This window comes from Roseospira goensis (assembly GCF_014197795.1).
In the GTDB taxonomy this organism is placed as follows: Bacteria; Pseudomonadota; Alphaproteobacteria; order Rhodospirillales; family Rhodospirillaceae; genus Rhodospira; species Rhodospira goensis.
In genome coordinates this window covers 80646-97308 of record NZ_JACIGI010000016.1, presented here as the reverse complement: position 1 = coordinate 97308, position 16663 = coordinate 80646, and the positions used below count along the sequence as shown (strand labels likewise).

The following is a 16663-nucleotide window of genomic DNA, read 5'->3' as shown; positions in this document are numbered from 1 at the left end:
CACGCGGACAGATATGGACTGAGGGGAAGGGAAAATCCAGAAAAACAAGGCCCGTACGCATCGCTGCGCACGGGCCTGTATGGGGGAATGGCGGATGGGGTGGGATTCGAACCCACGGGACGGTCGCCCGTCCGCCGGTTTTCAAGACCGGTGCCTTAAACCGCTCGGCCACCCATCCAGACGGTCCCTACGCCGATGCCGCACCGCGGGCGGGTCCGGCGGTCTCTTCTGTCGAAGACAGGCCGGCGGGTCAATCCCCCAAAGGCCCGCGCTCCCCCGACGGCTCGGCCCCCCCAGTCCCCGACCACGCGCCTGCGCGGCGACCTCAGCAGATGCGGGGCAACTGCTCGCCGGCCAACCAGTCGACCACGCGCCGTCCGCCCAGGGCGGTCTCGAGTTGCACCAACCGGTCGGCGTCCTCGATCACGGTGCCGATCCGCGCGGCCTCGCGGCCCAGCGGATGCGCCCGCATCGCCGCCACCAGATCGTCGGCCCGGCCGGGCGGGCAGATCGCCACCAGCTTGCCCTCGTTGGCGACGGTGAGCGGATCCAGGCCCAGCAGCTCGCAGGCGCCGCGTACCGCCGGCGTCACCGGCACCGCAGCCTCCTCGATCACCATCCCCACGCCGGACTGATCGGCCAGTTCGTTGAGGGTCGCCGCCAGCCCGCCCCGCGTGGGATCGCGCATCGCCCGCAGCTCCGGCACCGCCGCCACCATGGCCGCCACCAGCCCGTTCAGGGCCGCGCTGTCGGACAGCACCGGGCTTTCGAAGGCCAGGTTCTCGCGCTGCGACAGCACCGCCACGCCGTGGTCGCCCACCGTGCCGCTGAGCACGACGGCGTCGCCCGGGCGGGCGCGGTCGCCGGCGATGTCGAGCCGGTCGTCGGTCAGCACGCCGACGCCGGTGGTGGTGATGAACAGCCCGTCGCAGCCGCCCCGCTCCACCACCTTGGTATCGCCGGTGACGATCGCCACCCCGGCCTCGCGCGCCGCGCCGGCCATGGTTCCGGCGACCCAGGCCAGTTCCGCCAGCGGCAGCCCCTCCTCGACGATGAACCCCGCCGACAGGTAGAGCGGCTGCGCGCCCGACATGGCGACGTCGTTGATGGTGCCGTGCACGGCCAGCGCTCCGATGTCGCCGCCCGGGAACCGGCGCGGGGTGATGACGTACCCGTCGGTGGTCATGACCAGCCGGCCCGGCGGCACCGGGACGCGGGCGTTGTCATCGCCCCGGGCCAAAGCGTCGGAGTCGAAGACGGCCACGAAAATCTCGCGCACGAGCTGAGTCATGGCCCGGCCGCCGGCGCCATGGCCCAACTCCACGCGGCCGCCCGTCAGGTCCAGGGGCGGGAATCGTCTAGCCGGCATGGGCGCCTCCGGCGGCCCTGCGGTTGACGTCGCCGGGCTGATCCCGCCGGGCCGGACCCTGGGTCCAGGCCGCGGCACAGGCGCCCTCGGCGGAGACCATGCACGCGCCCTGCGGCCGCTCCGGCGTGCAGGCGCGGCCGAACAGGCGGCAGTCGCGCGGCGCCAGCGCGCCGCGCAGCACGGCGCCGCAGTCGCAGGCCGGGTTCTCGCGGCCCACAAGCGGCGGCATGGCAAACCGCCGCTCGGCGTCCCAGGCGGCATAGGCGGCCCGGATCTCCAGCGCCGAAGCCGGCACCGCCCCCAGGCCGCGCCACTCGAACGACGGCCGCACCGCGAACACCTCGGCCATCAGCGCCTGGGCGCGCCGGTTGCCGGCCGGGGTCACGGCGCGGGTGTACTCGTTCTCGACCGCCACCCGGCCGGCGTTGACCTGGCGCACCAGCAGCAGCACCGCCCGCAGGATGTCGAGCGGCTCGAAGCCGGCGATCACCACCGGCACGCCGAACCGCGCCGCACAGGGCGCGTAGGCGTCGCTGCCGATCACGGTCGAGACATGGGCAGGGCCGATGATGCCGTCCAGCGGCCGCGCCGCACCGCCCCCCTCCCCCGCCCCTGCGAGGATGGCGGCGATGGCCGGCGGCGTCAGCACATGGTTGCAGAACACCGAAAAGTTGGTCAGCCCCTCCGCCGCCGCCCGCGTCAGGGCCAGCGCCGTGGGCGGGGTCGTGGTCTCGAACCCGATAGCCAGGAACACCACCGGCCGGTGCGGGGTGCTGCGCGCCACCGCCAGGGCGTCGAGGGTGGAGTAGACCATGCGCACGTCGGCGCCCTCGGCGCGGGCCGAGAACAGGCTGTCGCCGCCGCTGGCCGGCACCCGCATCATGTCGCCGTAGGTGCACAGGATGACCTCGGGGTGCCGGCGAACCAGCGCCAGCGCCATGTCCAGCCGCCCCACCGGCAGCACGCACACCGGGCAGCCGGGACCGTGCACCAGCCGGATGGCCTCGGGCAGCAGGGCGGCAAGCCCCTGGTTGGCGATGGCGTGGGTGTGGCCGCCACAGAACTCCATCAGGCGATAGCGCCGGTCCGGCCGCACCTCGGCCGCGATCGCCGCGATCAGGCGGCGGCCCAGGGCGGGGTCGCGGAATTCGTCGACGTATCTCATGACGCCCCCCCCTCGCCGTCCGTGGCGGTCGTGGCGGTCGTGGCGGTCGTGGCGCCCATCAGCGCCAGCGTCGCCTGGGCCTCGGCCGGATCGAGGCGGGCCAGCGCGTAGCCCACATGCAGGATGACGTAGTCGCCGACGCTCAGGTCGTCGACCAGGGCGACGGAAATCGTCTTGCCGACGCCGCCCAGATCGACGCGGGCCATGGCGTCGGGCAGCAGGGCGGTGATGCGGGCCGGCACGGCGAGGCACATGCGGCAGAGTCCCCCTTCAGCAGTCGCCGTCAGCACACCCGGGCGGCGTGGTGGGCCGCCACCCACGCCTGACCCAGGCTCAGCCCGGGGTCGCCCGGCGACACCGCGTGGTGGCTCAGCACGGTCAGGCGCCGCTCCCGCAGCCCCTCCGCCACCGCCCGCGTCAGCACGCGGTTGAAGAAGCAGCCGCCGGACAGGCCGACGGTGCGCACCCCGGTCGCCTCCGCCGCCCGCGCGGCCCAGTCCACCAGCGCGGCGGCCAGGGTGCCGTGGAACAGGTCGGCGCCCGCCTCCGGGGTCATCCCGGGGACGGCGAGCGCTTCCAGCAGCGGCCGCGGGTCGAGCACGCCGCTGGCGTCGTCGATGCGCCAGCCGCCGTCCAGCGTGCGCGGCGCGGTGACCATGGCCTCCAGGGCCATCGGCGCCTGGCCCTCGAACGCGGCCACCGGATGCACGCCGAGCAGCCCGCAGGCGGCATCGAACAGGCGCCCGGCGGAACTGGTCTCGGGGCAGTTGACGCCGCGCGTCAGCACCTGGCCGAGCAGGCCGGCATGCCGCTGGTCGGCGAAGCGCGCGGCGATGGCGTCGGTGCGCCCCAGCACGTGCAGCGCCGCCGCCGCCATGCGCCAGGGCTCGCGCGCCGCCACATCGCCGCCCGGCTGCGGCAGCCGGCGCAGGTGCCCGAGGCGGTCGACGCGGGCGCCGTCGACGCGCAGCAGCTCGCCGCCCCAGGACTCCCGGTCCGGTCCCAGACCGAAGCCGTCCAGCGCCAGCCCCAGGAGCGGGCCGACGTGGCCGTGCTCGGCCGCGACAGCGGCGATGTGGGCGTGGTGGTGCTGCACCGGCAGCAGGGCGGCGCCGGTCCGCGCCGCCAGGGCGCGCGCGGCGTGGGTGGAGTGGAAATCCGGATGCAGGTCGTGGGCGATGACCCGCGGGGCCGCCCGCAGACGGGCCACCAGGGCCTCGACCAGGCGGTCGTAGGCGCGCCGGGTGTCGACGTCGCCCAGATCCCCGGCCGGCCGCGACAGCGCCGCCCGGCCCTGCCCCATCACCGCCACGGCGGCCTTCAGGAAGGCACCCATGCCCGCCACCGGCACCATCGGCACGCCGGCGACGGGCGCGCTCCAGACCACCGGGTCCGGGTCGGTGACGGCGGCCATGGACGCCGCGCCGGCCGTCACGGGGCCACCGCCCCGGCGCCGGGCTCGCTTGCCGGCGCAGGCCGGGCCGCCGGCTGGCACGCCCGGATCCACGCGTACCAGGCGTCCAGCCCCTGGCCGGAGGTCGCCGACACCGGCAGCACGATCAGGTCCGGGTTGACCCGACGGGCGAAGCCGATACAGCGGTCGACGTCGAATGCCACGTGTGGCAGCAGGTCGACCTTGTTCAGCAGCATCAGGTCGGCGGTGCGGATCATGTCCGGATACTTGAGCGGCTTGTCCTCGCCCTCGGTGACCGAGATGACGACCACCCGGGCCGCCTCGCCGAGGTCAAAGGCGGCCGGGCAGACCAGGTTGCCGACGTTCTCCACGAACAGCAGCGCCCCGCGCGGCGGATCCAGCGTGGCGGCGGCCCGGCCCACCATGGCGGCGTCCAAATGGCAGCCCCTGCCGGTGTTCACCTGCACCGCCGGAACCCCGGCCGCGCGGATGCGGTCCGCGTCGAGGTCGGTCTGCTGATCGCCCTCGATGACCGCGATCGGTCGCGTCTCCTTGAGGTCGGCCAGCGTGCGCACCAGCAGCGCCGTCTTGCCCGATCCCGGTGCCGAGACCAGGTTCAGCGTCAGGATGCCGCGGGCCCCGAACCAGGCCCGGTTGCCGGCGGCGCGTCGGTCGTTCTCGGCCAGGATGTCCCGTTCCACGCGCACGATCCGGGCGCCCCGGTCATCGCCAGCCGCGGCCCCGGTGCCGGGACCAGGCAGGTCCTGGGGGGGCCGTTCCTTCCCCTTCGCATGGGCTTGGGTCCCATTCGCATGGGCTTGGGCTTGGGCGTGGGAATGCGCATGCGCATGGGACTGGGTGTGCGCCTGGACATGGGCGTGACCATGGGACGTCGCGTGATCGTGGGCGTGATCGTGGGCGTGATCGGGGGCGTGGGTCTGGGCGTGTGTGTGGGCATGGGGGTGCGCCCCCCCGTCGCCCTCGGCGCCGCCGCATCCGCAGACTCCGCACATCACGCCACCTCCAGTTCGGTCAGCCGCATGTCGTCCCCGGCCGTCACCTGGATCTGATAGCCACCACAGTATGGGCAAGGATCGCCGCGCGCCGCCACCGCGATTTCGACCCCGCAGGGCAGGCACCAGCCGCGCCCGGGCGGCCGCCGGATCTCCAGCCGCGCCCCCTCGGCCAGCGAGCCCCGCATCACCGCCGGGAAGCAGAACCGCAGCGCCTCGGGATCGGCGTGCGACAACACCCCCAGGTCCAGCCACACGGTGCGCACCCGCGTGAAGCCCTGGCGTTCGGCCTCGGCCTCCAGAATGCGCCGGATGCTCTCGGTCAGAGCCACCTCATGCACGGGCCGTCTCCGAGTCCACGAGACGCAGGTCACAGGCAACGCAAGGGTCCATGGCCGCCACCAGCAGCCGGACCCGGCGCCGCAAGGCCGCGGCATCGGTGGCGTCCAGCCCCGCCAGCACGCGCCGCAGCGGGCCGTCCGGGTGGAACGTCCACTCGGTCGGGGCGACGATCCGCCAGTCCGCGACCCGCCCCGTCCGCACCGCGACCCGGTGCAGGAGCAGGCCGCGCGCGGTCTCGACCCCGCTCAGACCGGCCCCCCGACCGTCGGCCAGAACCGCCGGCGCGGCCGTGGCGCCGGCCACGCCCGGCGGCCGCATGAGCCGGATCATACCATCAACCGTCCGGACCAGGTCGAGCACGCGGGCCACCAGCCGCGCCGCCACGATGGCGCCGCAGGCCCACAGGTCGCGCACCAGCGGATGGCGCGCGAACCGGGCCAGGGGACCGGTCTCCGCCGGCGCGCCACGCCAGGTCGGCCGCGCGGCAAACGCCGCCGCCCCCGGGCCACGCAGCGCGGGCGCGAAATCGTCCAACGACCAACCGGCCAGCGGCCGCGGCGGCCCCTCCGCCAGCGGCGGCTCGGCCATGGCCGCGGCGAGGACCGCCGCCACCGTGCCGTCGTCCTCCCGCAGGCAGGCCCGCAGGCCGGCCCGGCTCTCGGGCAGCCGCCCGCCCGCGGGCAGGACCGCCCGCAGCCGCGCCGCCATCGTCCCCACGCTCTCCGCCAGGCCCGGCCCGGGCCACGCCGGCGCCGCCCGGCCCCCCCCGCCGACCGCGTCCCAGCCCGGCACGGCGGCGCGCCGAGCGACCTCGGCCGCATCGCGGCGGACCGCCCGCAGGATGGCCGTGTCGGGCGCCTGCCCGATCGCCGCCGGACCGTCCAGCAGCAGCGTCAGGGTGCCCTGCTCCACCGCCTCCGCCAGGATCAGAAGGCTGCGGGCCGCTTCGGTCGCGGCATCCACGGCGCGCCCCTCGGCGGCTTCCGCCGCGCGCGCGGCCGCCACCGTCTGCGCCCGGCCGCACAGGGAGAAGACCCGACCGACCAGACGCACGGCGTCGGGGAGCGGCTGCCCGATCAACGCCGCCGCGGCGCCCACGCGCGCCGACGGGGACAGGCGGACATCCGCCACCCGCCCGCCGGAGACCGCGAGGCGCACGATCAGTCCCTCCGGGTCCGGCCAGGCCGCCGATGGGTCGTCGGGGGCGACGGCCGGGCTCGGCGGGCCGCCTTCGGGATCGCCTTTCGGCCCGCCTTTGGGATCGCCTTTGGGATCGCCTGCCGCCCCCTCGGCCGGCCCCGGGATTCGAATCATGAGTCCCCGCCTTCTGTTGCAATGCACAATGACGCATCGCGCCGCACCATGACCTCTCCCCGGGCCGAACCCGCGCAGCACCTTCACCCTTTCCGTCAGGACGGCCGCCGGATGCAAGAAGGCGCTTGCCGACCCCATGCCACATGTGGTTTTCTCTGACTCATTGACGATTGTCAATCTAATTGCGCCCAGACCACAGCATAACGCAATTATCTTGCGTTTGCGGGCGCAAATGGGGGGATAATCGAGGGCCTTTCGGGGAACTGCGCCCACAAGACTCCGCATACGGCGAACCGCGTCAGGGCGGGTCGCCGGGGGGCGGGGCGGGTCCGCAGACCGGACCCGGTCGCCGGGCCGGACCCGCCGGAGGGCGCCGCCGGCGCCCGGGACGTCATGGAGCCAGGGGGACACCGTCATGTCATCGCGAACCGAAACGTTCTACGAGGTGATGCGCCGGCAGGGCCTGTCCCGGCGCAGCTTCCTGAAGTTCTGCGGCCTGACATCGGTCGCGCTCGGGCTCGGTCCGGCCTGGGCGCCGCGCATCGCCGAGGCGCTGGAGACCAAACCGCGCATCCCCGTCATCTGGCTGCACGGGCTGGAGTGCACCTGCTGCACCGAGAGCTTCATCCGCTCGGCGCACCCGCTGGTGAAGGACGTGGTGTTGTCGATGATCTCGCTGGACTACGACGACACCATCATGGCCGCCGCCGGCCACCAGGCCGAGGCCATCCTGGAGGAGGTGCGCGAGACCCATAAAGGCGAGTACATCCTGGCCGTCGAGGGCAACCCGCCGCTGAAGGACGGCGGTGTCTACTGCCTGCCCGGCGGCCGCCCGTTCGTCGACAAGCTGACCGAGATGGCGGCGGACGCGCGCGCCGTCATCGCCTGGGGCTCCTGCGCCTCCTGGGGCTGCGTGCAGGCGGCCAAGCCGAACCCGACCCAGGCCACGCCGGTGCACCAGGTCGTCACCGACAAGCCGGTCATCAAGGTGCCGGGCTGCCCGCCCATCGCCGAGGTGATGACCGGCGTGCTGACCTACATGCTGACCTTCGAGCGGCTGCCCCAGCTCGACCGCCACGGCCGGCCGAAGATGTTCTATGCCCAGCGCATCCACGACAAATGCTACCGCCGCCCGCACTTCGACGCCGGCCAGTACGTCGAGTCCTGGGACGACGAGGGCGCCCGCAAGGGCTACTGCCTGTACAAGATGGGCTGCAAGGGGCCGACCACCTACAACGCCTGTTCCACCGTGGGCTGGAACGAGGGCGTGTCCTTCCCCATCCAGTCCGGCCACGGCTGCATCGGCTGTTCGGAAGACGCCTTCTGGGACAAGGGACCGTTCTACGAACGCCTGACCAGCCTGGAGCCGCTCGCCGCCGAGGGCACCGCCGACACCGTCGGCGCCACGCTGGCGGCGCTGGCCGGCGGCGCGGTGGCCGCCCATGCCGGGGTCAGCATCGTCAAGACCGCCGCCGACAAGCGCGACCGCCGCAACGCCCGGGCCGCCGCCCAGGCCGAGGCGGACCGCGCCGCGCGCGCGCGCCCGCCGGCCGACGGCTCCGACCGGACCGACACCTGATCCGGCCCCAAGGAGGACAGCCCCCCATGACGACCCTCAGCACCCCGAACGGCTTCTCCCTGGACACCAGCGGCCGCCGCGTGGTCGTGGACCCGGTCACCCGCATCGAGGGCCACCTGCGCCTGGAAGTGAACGTCGACGACGACAACGTCATCCGCAACGCGGTCTCCACCGGCACCATGTGGCGCGGCCTGGAGTTGATCCTGCGCGGCCGCGACCCCCGCGACGCCTGGGCCTTCACCCAGCGCATCTGCGGCGTCTGCACGGGCACCCACGCGCTGACCTCGGTGCGCGCGGTCGAGGACGCGCTGGGCATCGACATCCCGGCCAACGCCAACATCATCCGCAACATCATGCAGCTCACGCTGTACGTGCAGGACCACTTGGTGCACTTCTACCACCTGCACGCCCTGGACTGGGTCGATGTGGTCTCCGCCCTGAAGGCCGATCCCAAGGCCACCTCGGCGCTGGCGCAGTCGCTGTCGTCCTGGCCGCTGTCCTCGCCCGGCTACTTCCGCGATATCCGCGGCCGGCTCGCGCGCTTCGTCGAGTCCGGCCAGCTCGGGCCGTTCCGCAATGCCTACTGGGGGCACCCGGCCTACCGGCTGCCGCCGGAAGCGAACCTGATGGCGGTGGCGCACTACCTGGAGGCGCTCGATTTCCAGAAGGAGATCGTCAAGATCCACACCGTCTTTGGCGGCAAGAACCCGCACCCGAACTGGCTGGTGGGCGGGGTGCCCTGCGCCATCAACCTCGATGGCACCGGAGCGGTCGGCGCGGTCAACATGGAGCGGCTGAACCTGGTCGCCTCGATCGTCGATCAGTCGGTGGCGTTCATCGAGCAGGTGTACATCCCCGACCTGCTGGCCATCGCCGGGTTCTACAAGGATTGGCTGCACGGCGGCGGGCTGGCCTCACAAAGCCTGCTGTCCTACGGCGACATGCCGCGGCGCGCCAACGACTATAGCGCCGACAGCCTGATGTTGCCGCGCGGCGCCATCGTCGGGGGCGACCTGTCCACGGTCCACGACGTGGATCTGAAGGATCCCGAGCAGGTCCAGGAATACGTGACCCACTCCTGGTACACCTACGGTGACGACTCCCAGGGCCTGCACCCCTTCGACGGCATCACCGAGCCGCAGTTCGCGCTCGGCCCCGGTACCCAGGGGGACGCCCGCCAGATCCATGCCCTGGACGAGTCGGCCAAGTACTCCTGGCTGAAGGCGCCGCGCTGGCGTGGCCACGCCATGGAGGTCGGGCCGCTGGCCCGCTTCGTCATCGGCTACGTGCAGGGCAAACCGGAGTTCAAGGAGCCGGTGGACGCGACCCTGCGCCACCTCGACGTCCCCTTGAGCGCGCTGTTCTCCACCCTGGGGCGGACCGCCGCGCGCGGCCTGGAATGCCAGTGGGCGGCGCACCGCCTGAAGGACAGTTTCGACGCCCTGATGGCCAACCTCAAGGCCGGCGACACGGCCACCGCCAACACCGACCTGTGGGACCCCAAGACCTGGCCGCGGGACACCGCACGCGGCGCCGGCTTCACCGAGGCCCCGCGGGGCGCCCTGGGGCACTGGGTCGAGATCTCGGGCGGGCGCATCCGCAACTACCAGTGTGTCGTCCCGACCACCTGGAACGGCTCGCCGCGCGATCCGGCCGGCACCATCGGGGCGTTCGAGGCGGCGCTGCTGGACACCCCCCTGGCCGATCCGGAGCAGCCGCTGGAGATCCTGCGCACCATCCATTCCTTCGATCCCTGCCTGGCCTGCTCGACCCACGTCATGAGCCCGGACGGCCAGGAGAAGGCACGCGTGCAGGTGCGGTGACGCCGGCACGCCGGGGAGTCCGTTGGAGGCCCAAGGTCCAGACCCGCGACGGGGAGACGCCCGATGACCATCCACACCGGCCGCGACATCCACGCCGCCGACGTCACGCCCGAGGACGCGTCCATCGAACGCACCTCGATCTATGTCTACGAGGCGCCGCTGCGGGTCTGGCACTGGGTCACGGCGGTGACGATCACGGTGCTGGTGGTGACCGGCTTCTTCATCGGCACGCCGCTGCCCAGCGTACCCGGGGAGGCCAGCGACTCCGCCCTCATGGGCACCATCCGCTTCATCCACTTCACCGCCGGTTACGTGCTGGCCATCGCCTGGCTGCTGCGCATCTACTGGGCCGTTGTCGGCAACCATCACAGCCGCCAGCTCTTCAAGCTGCCGTTCTGGCGCCGGGACTACTGGGGCGGGGTGTTGTGGGAGGCGAGCTGGTATGCCTTCATGCGCACCGAACCGAAAAAGTACGTGGGCCACAATCCGCTGGCCCAGTTCGTGATGTTCACGGTGTTCACCCTGGGCATGTTCTTCATGATCATCACCGGGTTCGCGCTCTATGCCGAAGGCACCGGCCTGGATAGCTGGCAATACTGGCTATTCGGTTGGGTGTTCGACATCTTCCCCAACAGTCAGTCGGTGCACACGTGGCATCATCTCGGCATGTGGGCCTTCGTCATCTACACCATCCTGCACGTCTACGCCGCCGTGCGCGAGGACATCATGTCGCGTCAGTCCATGATCTCGACCATGATTTCGGGCGAGCGCATGTTCAAGGACAACCGCGATGATTGATCCGCCGGCCCGCACCCTGGTCCTCGGCATCGGCAACCTGTTGTGGGCCGACGAGGGCTTCGGCGTGCGCGCGGTGGAGGCGCTGCATGCCCGCTACGTCTTCCCCGCCTGCGTCGAGGTGATGGACGGCGGCACCCAGGGCCTCTACCTCGTGCCGCATGTGCGCGCGGCCGCCAACCTGCTGGTGTTCGACGCCGTCGACTTCGGCCAGCCACCCGGCACCCTGATCGTGGTGCGCGGCGACGAGGTGCCGCGCTTCACCGGCGCCAAGGCGATGAGCCTGCATCAGACCGGATTCCAGGACGTGCTGGCGGCCGCCGACCTGCTGGGCCGCGCGCCGGCGCGGCTCACGCTCATCGGGGTGCAGGCGGCCGACCTGGAGACCTGGGGCGGCCCCCTCAGCGCGGTGGTGCGCGACCGGCTGGACGCCGCCCTGGACCTGGGGCTGGCCGAACTGGCCGCCTGGGGCATCGGCGCGGTGCCGCGGCCCGCGGCGCCCGACGGTCCCGGCGCGGGCCTGCTGCGCCACGGCCTCGACCTCGGGGGCTACGAGCGCGACCCGCTGGCGACCGGCTGAAGGCGCGGCGGAACCAGGAGACCGGACCATGTGCCTTGGCATCCCCATGCGCATTGAGGTGGTGAGCGGCATACAGGCCCAGTGCGTGGGGCGCGGCGGTCCCCGGACCGTGTCGCTGGCCCTGCTCGACCCGCCCCCCGTCGGCGCCTGGGTCCTGGTCCACCGCGACACCGCCCACGCCGTCCTCAGCGCGGACGAGGCCCACCAGATCGCCCAGGCGCTGGAGGCGCTTGACACCGCGCTGGACGGCGGATCGGTGGACCACCTGTTCGCCGACCTGGTGGACCGCGCGCCCGAACTGCCGCCGCACCTGCGTCGGACACCCGAGAGTTGAGGAATCCTGTGACCTCCCTCCTGCGCCCACCCTCCGGCGTGGGACCAAGAGGGGCCAACCGGTCTTGCATACGCCCTATCCGTGCGCGGCAGCCCCCGTTCCCTGCTGTCGCTTTCCCCGGGAGTCCGTGACCATGCCCGACCACCTGCCCGATGCCCCCTTCGCTGTCCCCGCCTGGGCCGCCGGTCCCACGCTGCCGGCCGCAGGACCCGAGGCGCTGGGTCCGCCGGCGGCGGGCCACCGCGGCCACGCCCTGGCGGCGGCCGAAGCCCTGGTCGCCGCCGCCCCCGAGGCGCTGGCGCTGGTCGAGGCCATGCTGGCGGCCCTACGCGCGCGCGCCACGGCACCGGCGCCACCCCCGCCGGCGGTGTTCGACCTGTCCGGCGTCGGCCCGGCCGGGGTCACCCTGCTGGACCAGATCCTGGGGTCCGGGGAGGTCACCGGCACCGTCCAGGCGGCCGGCGGCGAGACGGTGGCGGTGCGCGAATCGGTCCTCACCGGCGTGTGGCGCCTGCACCGGCGGGATCCCGACGGCGGCACCCTGGCCCGCTGGATCGAGATCGCGGCGGTCCCGGCCGTGGTCGCCACCACCGCCCCGGGGCGCCCGGCCGCCACCCTGACGGACGACGCCCCGCCGGCCGAAACCCTGGTCGCCGGTCCGCTGCTGGCCGAGATCGCCGACCGCGCGGCCGCCCACACGCCGACCGCGCCCAATCACGTCATCGCGTTGTCACGGCTGCCGGTGACGGCGGCCGACCTGGCGGCGCTGCGCGCCATCCTGGGGACCGGACCGGTGGCGCTCCGGTCGCGCGGCTACGGCACCTGCGATATCGCCGCCACCGGGGTGGACCGGGTCTGGTCGGTGCGCTTCCTGAACGCCTCCGGGACGGTGATCCTGGAGACCCTGGAGGTCGGCGGCGTTCCCGCCGCCGCCGCCGCGGCCGCCGAGGATTTCGCCGACGCCGCCGAGCGCCTGGCGGAGATCCGCGATGCCTACCTGTAGACGCCGACCTGAAGACGCCTACCTGAAGAGGTGGGCGCGCCGGCCGACCGCATTTCGGTAAGGCCGCGTTAACCGCGTCCGTGTTATCGAAGAAGATACGGTTGGACCGTCGCCGCCTGCGCGCGCAGCGGCAGACGCCGCGATTCAGGGCGAGCCCGGCGCCGATTTGGAGTATGGTGGACCTTAACGGTGACGCCACCGGCGCAAGGAGGCGCCAGGACGAGCGCGCGCGGTGGTCGCATCGGAGACGCCGGGGCGGTGCTGACACAGAAGGAACGGGCACCATGGGCAACGCGGGCGGACAGGGCACGGCGAGCGCGCCGGTGGTCGCGGTCCTGGATCAGGGAATCGGATTTAACGCCAGCGTGTTCGCGGCGGCGATGGACGCACCCATCGGCTCGCACGGCGCCACGGTCGCCCGGGTGCTGCTCAACACCGCGACCACCCCGCCCGCGGGCGGGGTGCGCCCGCTGGACATCGCCCTCAGCTCGGCCCAGCTCGGCGCCAGCTTCGCCGACCTGGTCCACGGCAACCTCGACGTCGACGTGTTCGCGGCCAGTTGGGGCGTGTCGCGCATGTTCGGCGACGACTTCGCCGGTCCGGACTACGCCGGCGCCTCCGCCGCGCTCGATCGCGCCCTGACCGAGGGCCGCGACGGCAAGGGATCCGTCTTCGTCTTCGCCGCCGGCAACCGGGGCGACGACGGCGACAACGTCAACCATCACAATTTCCAGAACGACCCCGGCACCATCGCCGTGGGGGCCGTCGACGCGCTCGGCGCCGCCGCCGACTTCTCCACCCCCGGCGCCGCCGTGCTGCTGTCGGCGCGCGGCGTGGACGTGCCCGTCGACCCGGGCAACCCCGGCGCCGGCACCGTGACCGGCACCTCGTTTGCCGCCCCGCAGGTGGCCGCGGCGGTCAGCGACATGCTGGCCGAGGCCCCCGAGTTGGGCTACCGCGACGTCCAGACCATCCTGGCCGCCACCGCCCAGCCCACCGGCGGCAGCGCCAACGCCGCCGACACCTTCAACGGCGGCGGCCTGACCTTCGATCCGAACATCGGCTTCGGCGTGCTGGACCACGCCGCCGCGGTCCGCCTGGCCGACGCCTGGCAGGGCTCGGCCACCGCCGGCACGCTCCAGCACGGCCGCGCCGCCATCACCGGCAGCGCCGCCATCCCGGACGGCGGCGGCGGGCCGCTGGTGATCCAGCTCGGCCTCGACGCGCCGCTGTCCGTCGAGCACGTCAGCCTCGGCATCGACCTGGAGCACGACTGGATCGGCGACCTGACCATCGACCTGGTCTCGCCCGAGGGCACCCGCAGCCGCCTGCTGGACCGCCCCGGCCAGGCCCCCGGCAGCGCCAGCGGCAGCTCCGACGACGACATCGACTTCACCCTGACCAGCGCGCAGTTCCGCGGCGAGACCGCCGCCGGCGTCTGGACCATCGAGGTCACCGACCACGGCGCCGGCTTCGACGGCACCCTGACCGGGATCAGCCTGGACGTGGAGGGCGCCGCCGCCAGCGCCGACGACACCTACGTCTTCACCGACGCCTTCGCGACCCTGGGTGGCCAGCCCGGGCGCGCCACGGTGGTCGACGACGACGGCGGCCGCGACGCCCTCCAGGCCGCCGCCCTGAGCGGTGATGCCCACATCGACCTGACCGACGGCGCCGTCTCCTGGCTGGCCGGGCGGGCGGTCACCACCTGGGGTCTGGACGATGCCTATGGCGGTGCGGGCCACGACATGATCGTGGGCACGGAGACCGCCAATCTCATCTACGGCGGGCTCGGCAACGATACCTTGCACGGCGGCGGGGGTGCCGATACATTCGACGTCTCCGACAACGACGGGCACGATGTCGTGCAGGACTTCGACGGCCACGCCGGTGACCGTCTCGCCGGGCGCGACGACGGCGGCGGCTTCGAGGTGATGCAGGGCGAGGACGGCGTCATCCTGCAAATGGCCGACGGCTCCAGCGTGGAGTTGCAGGGTGTGAGCGCCTTCGATGCCGACTGGTTCCTGGCCTGACCCGACCCCGACGCGACACGCCGCCCGCCGGTCCCCGTAAGGCACCAGGGAGCGAGAGACCCGACATGGATGGCGACACCCCCAACCGCCGCCGCTACGCCCGCGAACACCTGACGGTGCGCACGGTGCTAAAGGCCGGCGAGGACGCCGCATGGACCCCCTACCCCGTGGTCGACGTCAGCGGCAACGGCGTGGCCATTCAGGCCGAGATCGCCGAACCGGTCGGCGCCACCGTCGCGGTGCAGATCGACCGCATCGGCGGCGCCCGCGCCCGCGTGGTGCGTAAGGGCGGCGGGGTGACCGCGTTGGAAATGCTGGACGACGACGCCGACCTGCGCGGCCGGCGGGTGCAGTGGCACGCCAGCGGCGCCCGCGACCAGCGCGCCCATCAGCGGGCGCGGCCGCAGCCCAAGGGCAACGCGCGCATCGTCGCCCCGGTGACCTGGCCGGACGGCCGGGTGACGCACGCCCAGGTGCTCGACGTCTCCGCCGGCGGCATCCAGCTCGCCGGGCTGGCGGCCGCGGCCGGCACCGCGCTGGAGGTGGCCGGCGTGGCCGGCCGCGTGGTGCGCGCGGGTGAGGAGGGCGCGGCGGTGGCCTTCGACGATGCGACCGACATGCGCCGCCTCAAGTTGATGGCCGCGACTCCCGCGGCCCCAGCGGCGGGGAAGTAGAAAGGGGAGTAGGCGCCGCGCCGCGCCGCCTTCCCCCTCTCCCGCATCCCATTATTCCCGAGCCGAGAGACGACGGGCCGGTGGCGATGCCACCGGCCCTTCTTGTGACGTATCACGGTGTCGTTTCATGTTCGCCCGGTGGGGCGGGCCCCGATCCTCGGGACCGGCCCTCGTTCCGGTGTCGTCGCGGATCACCCGACCTCACGAGAAGTCGGTGAAGTTGTCGCTCCCCAGGTCGCCAGCATCATCGATTCCCAGCAGGGTCACGATCTTGGTCAGTTCGGTCGCGTCGATCACGGTATCGGAGTTCCCGGCCGCCGCGTCGGCGCGGAAGATGGCAGTATCCGTTCCATCGGAGACGGCCAGGTAGAAGACGCTGTCGGTGTTCTCGAAGCGTACCGCCGTTTTTACACCAATATTCCCGAGGTAAGCGGCAACATCCCCGGCATCAAGACTGTCCGCGGCATTCGTCACGATTCCGACGGGACCCAACCCGTCATAACCATTGTTGATCACGAGGAAGCCGTCATCGGCCGTGACCGTTGAATAGAGGTAGTAGGCACGCTCTTCAGCGTAGTTTCCAGCGTTCGACACATTGGCCACGTCCGAGCTGCCGGCAAAATCCAGGACGTCTTCGGTCGCATCCAAGAGTCCGCCGGTATCGAAGTCCCGGATCGTGTCCTCGCCCTCGCCACCAAAGGCAATGCGGAACACGTCGTCATCGCTATCGCTGCCGCTCACCATCACATCGTTGCCGGCGCCGCCCCGGATGACGTCATCGCCGGTACCGCCGACCAGGATGTCATCTCCACCTTTCCCGCGCAGCGTGTTGTCCCCTCCGAACCCGACGAGGACATCATTCTCGGCGGCGCCCACGATCGTGTCATCGCCGGTTGTTCCGAGCCCGACGAGGCCGGCCGATGACCCTGTGTTGCCGGCGGCATCGGTCACGTCCAGCGTGGCCGTGACGACGGTGCTCTCCGACTGCGGAACGAACCCATTGCTGCCGACGGACGCCGCATTGCTCGTGTTGCCTCCGGTCGCCCCAGTGATCGTCTGCGTTCCCGCCTCATCGGTGTCGTAGGTGATCTGGTTGGTCGAGAAGTTCACACCCAGGTTTGTGACCGTGGGCGCCGTGTCGTCGACATCACGCACCTCCAGCGTCACGTCCGTCGCGGCACTGGTGTTGCCGGCCGCGTCCTCCGCCGTCACCTGGACCGTGAAG

General features: G+C 72.6%; 16 protein-coding genes and 1 tRNA gene. 8 read left to right on the top strand and 9 right to left on the bottom strand.

From position 1 onward, the window contains the following. Positions 1 to 88: 88 nt before the first annotated feature. The 8 genes from GGD88_RS10905 to GGD88_RS10870 all read right to left on the bottom strand — a co-directional run bounded on the left by GGD88_RS10905 (position 89) and on the right by GGD88_RS10870 (position 6617). A tRNA-Ser gene (locus tag GGD88_RS10905) sits at positions 89 to 178 on the bottom strand. Between the two features lie 147 nt (positions 179 to 325). Next, positions 326 to 1369 (bottom strand): hydrogenase expression/formation protein HypE, encoded by a 1044-nt coding sequence (gene hypE / locus GGD88_RS10900; protein ID WP_184435350.1) that lies wholly within the window; start codon positions 1367 to 1369, stop codon positions 326 to 328. Further along, the gene (hypD, locus tag GGD88_RS10895) at positions 1359 to 2534 is read right to left on the bottom strand and encodes a hydrogenase formation protein HypD (protein WP_184435348.1); all 1176 of its coding nucleotides are present in this window, start codon (positions 2532 to 2534) and stop codon (positions 1359 to 1361) included. The genes hypE and hypD overlap by 11 nt, the downstream gene beginning before the upstream one ends. Beyond that, positions 2531 to 2788 carry a HypC/HybG/HupF family hydrogenase formation chaperone gene (locus tag GGD88_RS10890; RefSeq protein WP_184435346.1) on the bottom strand — a complete coding sequence of 86 codons (258 nt, stop codon included), beginning with the start codon at positions 2786 to 2788 and terminating at the stop codon, positions 2531 to 2533. The genes hypD and GGD88_RS10890 overlap by 4 nt, the downstream gene beginning before the upstream one ends. A 29-nt stretch (positions 2789 to 2817) precedes the next feature. Beyond that, complete coding sequence (locus GGD88_RS10885; protein ID WP_184435345.1) at positions 2818 to 3948, bottom strand: Kae1-like domain-containing protein; 1131 nt, start codon at positions 3946 to 3948, stop codon at positions 2818 to 2820. A 17-nt stretch (positions 3949 to 3965) separates the two neighbouring features. Beyond that, complete coding sequence (hypB, locus tag GGD88_RS10880; protein ID WP_343056340.1) at positions 3966 to 4649, bottom strand: hydrogenase nickel incorporation protein HypB; 684 nt, start codon at positions 4647 to 4649, stop codon at positions 3966 to 3968. A gap of 311 nt (positions 4650 to 4960) precedes the next feature. Further along, positions 4961 to 5302, bottom strand: coding sequence for a hydrogenase maturation nickel metallochaperone HypA (gene hypA / locus GGD88_RS10875; protein ID WP_184435343.1), 342 nt, complete (start codon positions 5300 to 5302; stop codon positions 4961 to 4963). Further along, positions 5295 to 6617: a nickel-dependent hydrogenase large subunit gene (locus GGD88_RS10870; RefSeq protein ID WP_184435342.1), complete on the bottom strand. Its 1323-nt coding sequence runs from the start codon at positions 6615 to 6617 to the stop codon at positions 5295 to 5297. The genes hypA and GGD88_RS10870 overlap by 8 nt, the downstream gene beginning before the upstream one ends. Before the next feature lie 415 nt (positions 6618 to 7032). Between GGD88_RS10870 and GGD88_RS10865 the strand changes: the two genes are divergently transcribed. The 8 genes from GGD88_RS10865 (at position 7033) to GGD88_RS10830 (ending at position 15438) form a co-directional block, all read left to right on the top strand. Then, a complete protein-coding gene (locus GGD88_RS10865) occupies positions 7033 to 8196 on the top strand; it encodes a hydrogenase small subunit (protein WP_184435341.1) in 1164 nt (387 codons plus the stop codon). Positions 8197 to 8222: 26 nt separating this feature from the next. After that, a complete protein-coding gene (locus GGD88_RS10860) occupies positions 8223 to 10019 on the top strand; it encodes a nickel-dependent hydrogenase large subunit (protein ID WP_184435340.1) in 1797 nt (598 codons plus the stop codon). A gap of 63 nt (positions 10020 to 10082) precedes the next feature. Then, the gene (gene cybH / locus GGD88_RS10855) at positions 10083 to 10817 is read left to right on the top strand and encodes a Ni/Fe-hydrogenase, b-type cytochrome subunit (RefSeq protein WP_184435339.1); all 735 of its coding nucleotides are present in this window, start codon (positions 10083 to 10085) and stop codon (positions 10815 to 10817) included. Continuing rightward, entirely contained in the window at positions 10810 to 11394 is a 585-nt protein-coding gene (locus GGD88_RS10850; RefSeq protein ID WP_184435338.1) for a HyaD/HybD family hydrogenase maturation endopeptidase, read from the top strand. The genes cybH and GGD88_RS10850 overlap by 8 nt, the downstream gene beginning before the upstream one ends. A gap of 28 nt (positions 11395 to 11422) precedes the next feature. Then, positions 11423 to 11728, top strand: a complete 306-nt coding sequence (locus tag GGD88_RS10845) for a HypC/HybG/HupF family hydrogenase formation chaperone (protein WP_184435336.1) — start codon at positions 11423 to 11425, stop codon at positions 11726 to 11728. A gap of 133 nt (positions 11729 to 11861) precedes the next feature. Continuing rightward, positions 11862 to 12731: a hydrogenase expression/formation C-terminal domain-containing protein gene (locus tag GGD88_RS10840; RefSeq protein ID WP_184435334.1), complete on the top strand. Its 870-nt coding sequence runs from the start codon at positions 11862 to 11864 to the stop codon at positions 12729 to 12731. Positions 12732 to 13015: 284 nt separating this feature from the next. Further along, the gene (locus GGD88_RS10835) at positions 13016 to 14764 is read left to right on the top strand and encodes a S8 family serine peptidase (RefSeq protein WP_184435332.1); all 1749 of its coding nucleotides are present in this window, start codon (positions 13016 to 13018) and stop codon (positions 14762 to 14764) included. A 65-nt stretch (positions 14765 to 14829) separates the two neighbouring features. Further along, a complete protein-coding gene (locus tag GGD88_RS10830) occupies positions 14830 to 15438 on the top strand; it encodes a hypothetical protein (RefSeq protein ID WP_184435330.1) in 609 nt (202 codons plus the stop codon). A 201-nt stretch (positions 15439 to 15639) separates the two neighbouring features. Here the strand turns inward: GGD88_RS10830 and GGD88_RS10825 are convergent. Beyond that, a partial coding sequence (locus tag GGD88_RS10825) for a calcium-binding protein (RefSeq protein ID WP_221237106.1) occupies positions 15640 to 16663 on the bottom strand: 1024 nt, incomplete at its 5' end.

Coding starts and splice junctions, on each gene's coding strand:
- hypE (WP_184435350.1), bottom strand. CDS start 1,369: ATGCCGGCTAGACGATTCCCGCCCCTGGACCTGACGGGCGGCCGCGTG.
- hypD (WP_184435348.1), bottom strand. CDS start 2,534: ATGAGATACGTCGACGAATTCCGCGACCCCGCCCTGGGCCGCCGCCTG.
- GGD88_RS10890 (WP_184435346.1), bottom strand. CDS start 2,788: ATGTGCCTCGCCGTGCCGGCCCGCATCACCGCCCTGCTGCCCGACGCC.
- GGD88_RS10885 (WP_184435345.1), bottom strand. CDS start 3,948: ATGGCCGCCGTCACCGACCCGGACCCGGTGGTCTGGAGCGCGCCCGTC.
- GGD88_RS10870 (WP_184435342.1), bottom strand. CDS start 6,617: ATGATTCGAATCCCGGGGCCGGCCGAGGGGGCGGCAGGCGATCCCAAA.
- GGD88_RS10865 (WP_184435341.1), top strand. CDS start 7,033: ATGTCATCGCGAACCGAAACGTTCTACGAGGTGATGCGCCGGCAGGGC.
- GGD88_RS10860 (WP_184435340.1), top strand. CDS start 8,223: ATGACGACCCTCAGCACCCCGAACGGCTTCTCCCTGGACACCAGCGGC.
- cybH (WP_184435339.1), top strand. CDS start 10,083: ATGACCATCCACACCGGCCGCGACATCCACGCCGCCGACGTCACGCCC.
- GGD88_RS10850 (WP_184435338.1), top strand. CDS start 10,810: ATGATTGATCCGCCGGCCCGCACCCTGGTCCTCGGCATCGGCAACCTG.
- GGD88_RS10845 (WP_184435336.1), top strand. CDS start 11,423: ATGTGCCTTGGCATCCCCATGCGCATTGAGGTGGTGAGCGGCATACAG.
- GGD88_RS10840 (WP_184435334.1), top strand. CDS start 11,862: ATGCCCGACCACCTGCCCGATGCCCCCTTCGCTGTCCCCGCCTGGGCC.
- GGD88_RS10835 (WP_184435332.1), top strand. CDS start 13,016: ATGGGCAACGCGGGCGGACAGGGCACGGCGAGCGCGCCGGTGGTCGCG.
- GGD88_RS10830 (WP_184435330.1), top strand. CDS start 14,830: ATGGATGGCGACACCCCCAACCGCCGCCGCTACGCCCGCGAACACCTG.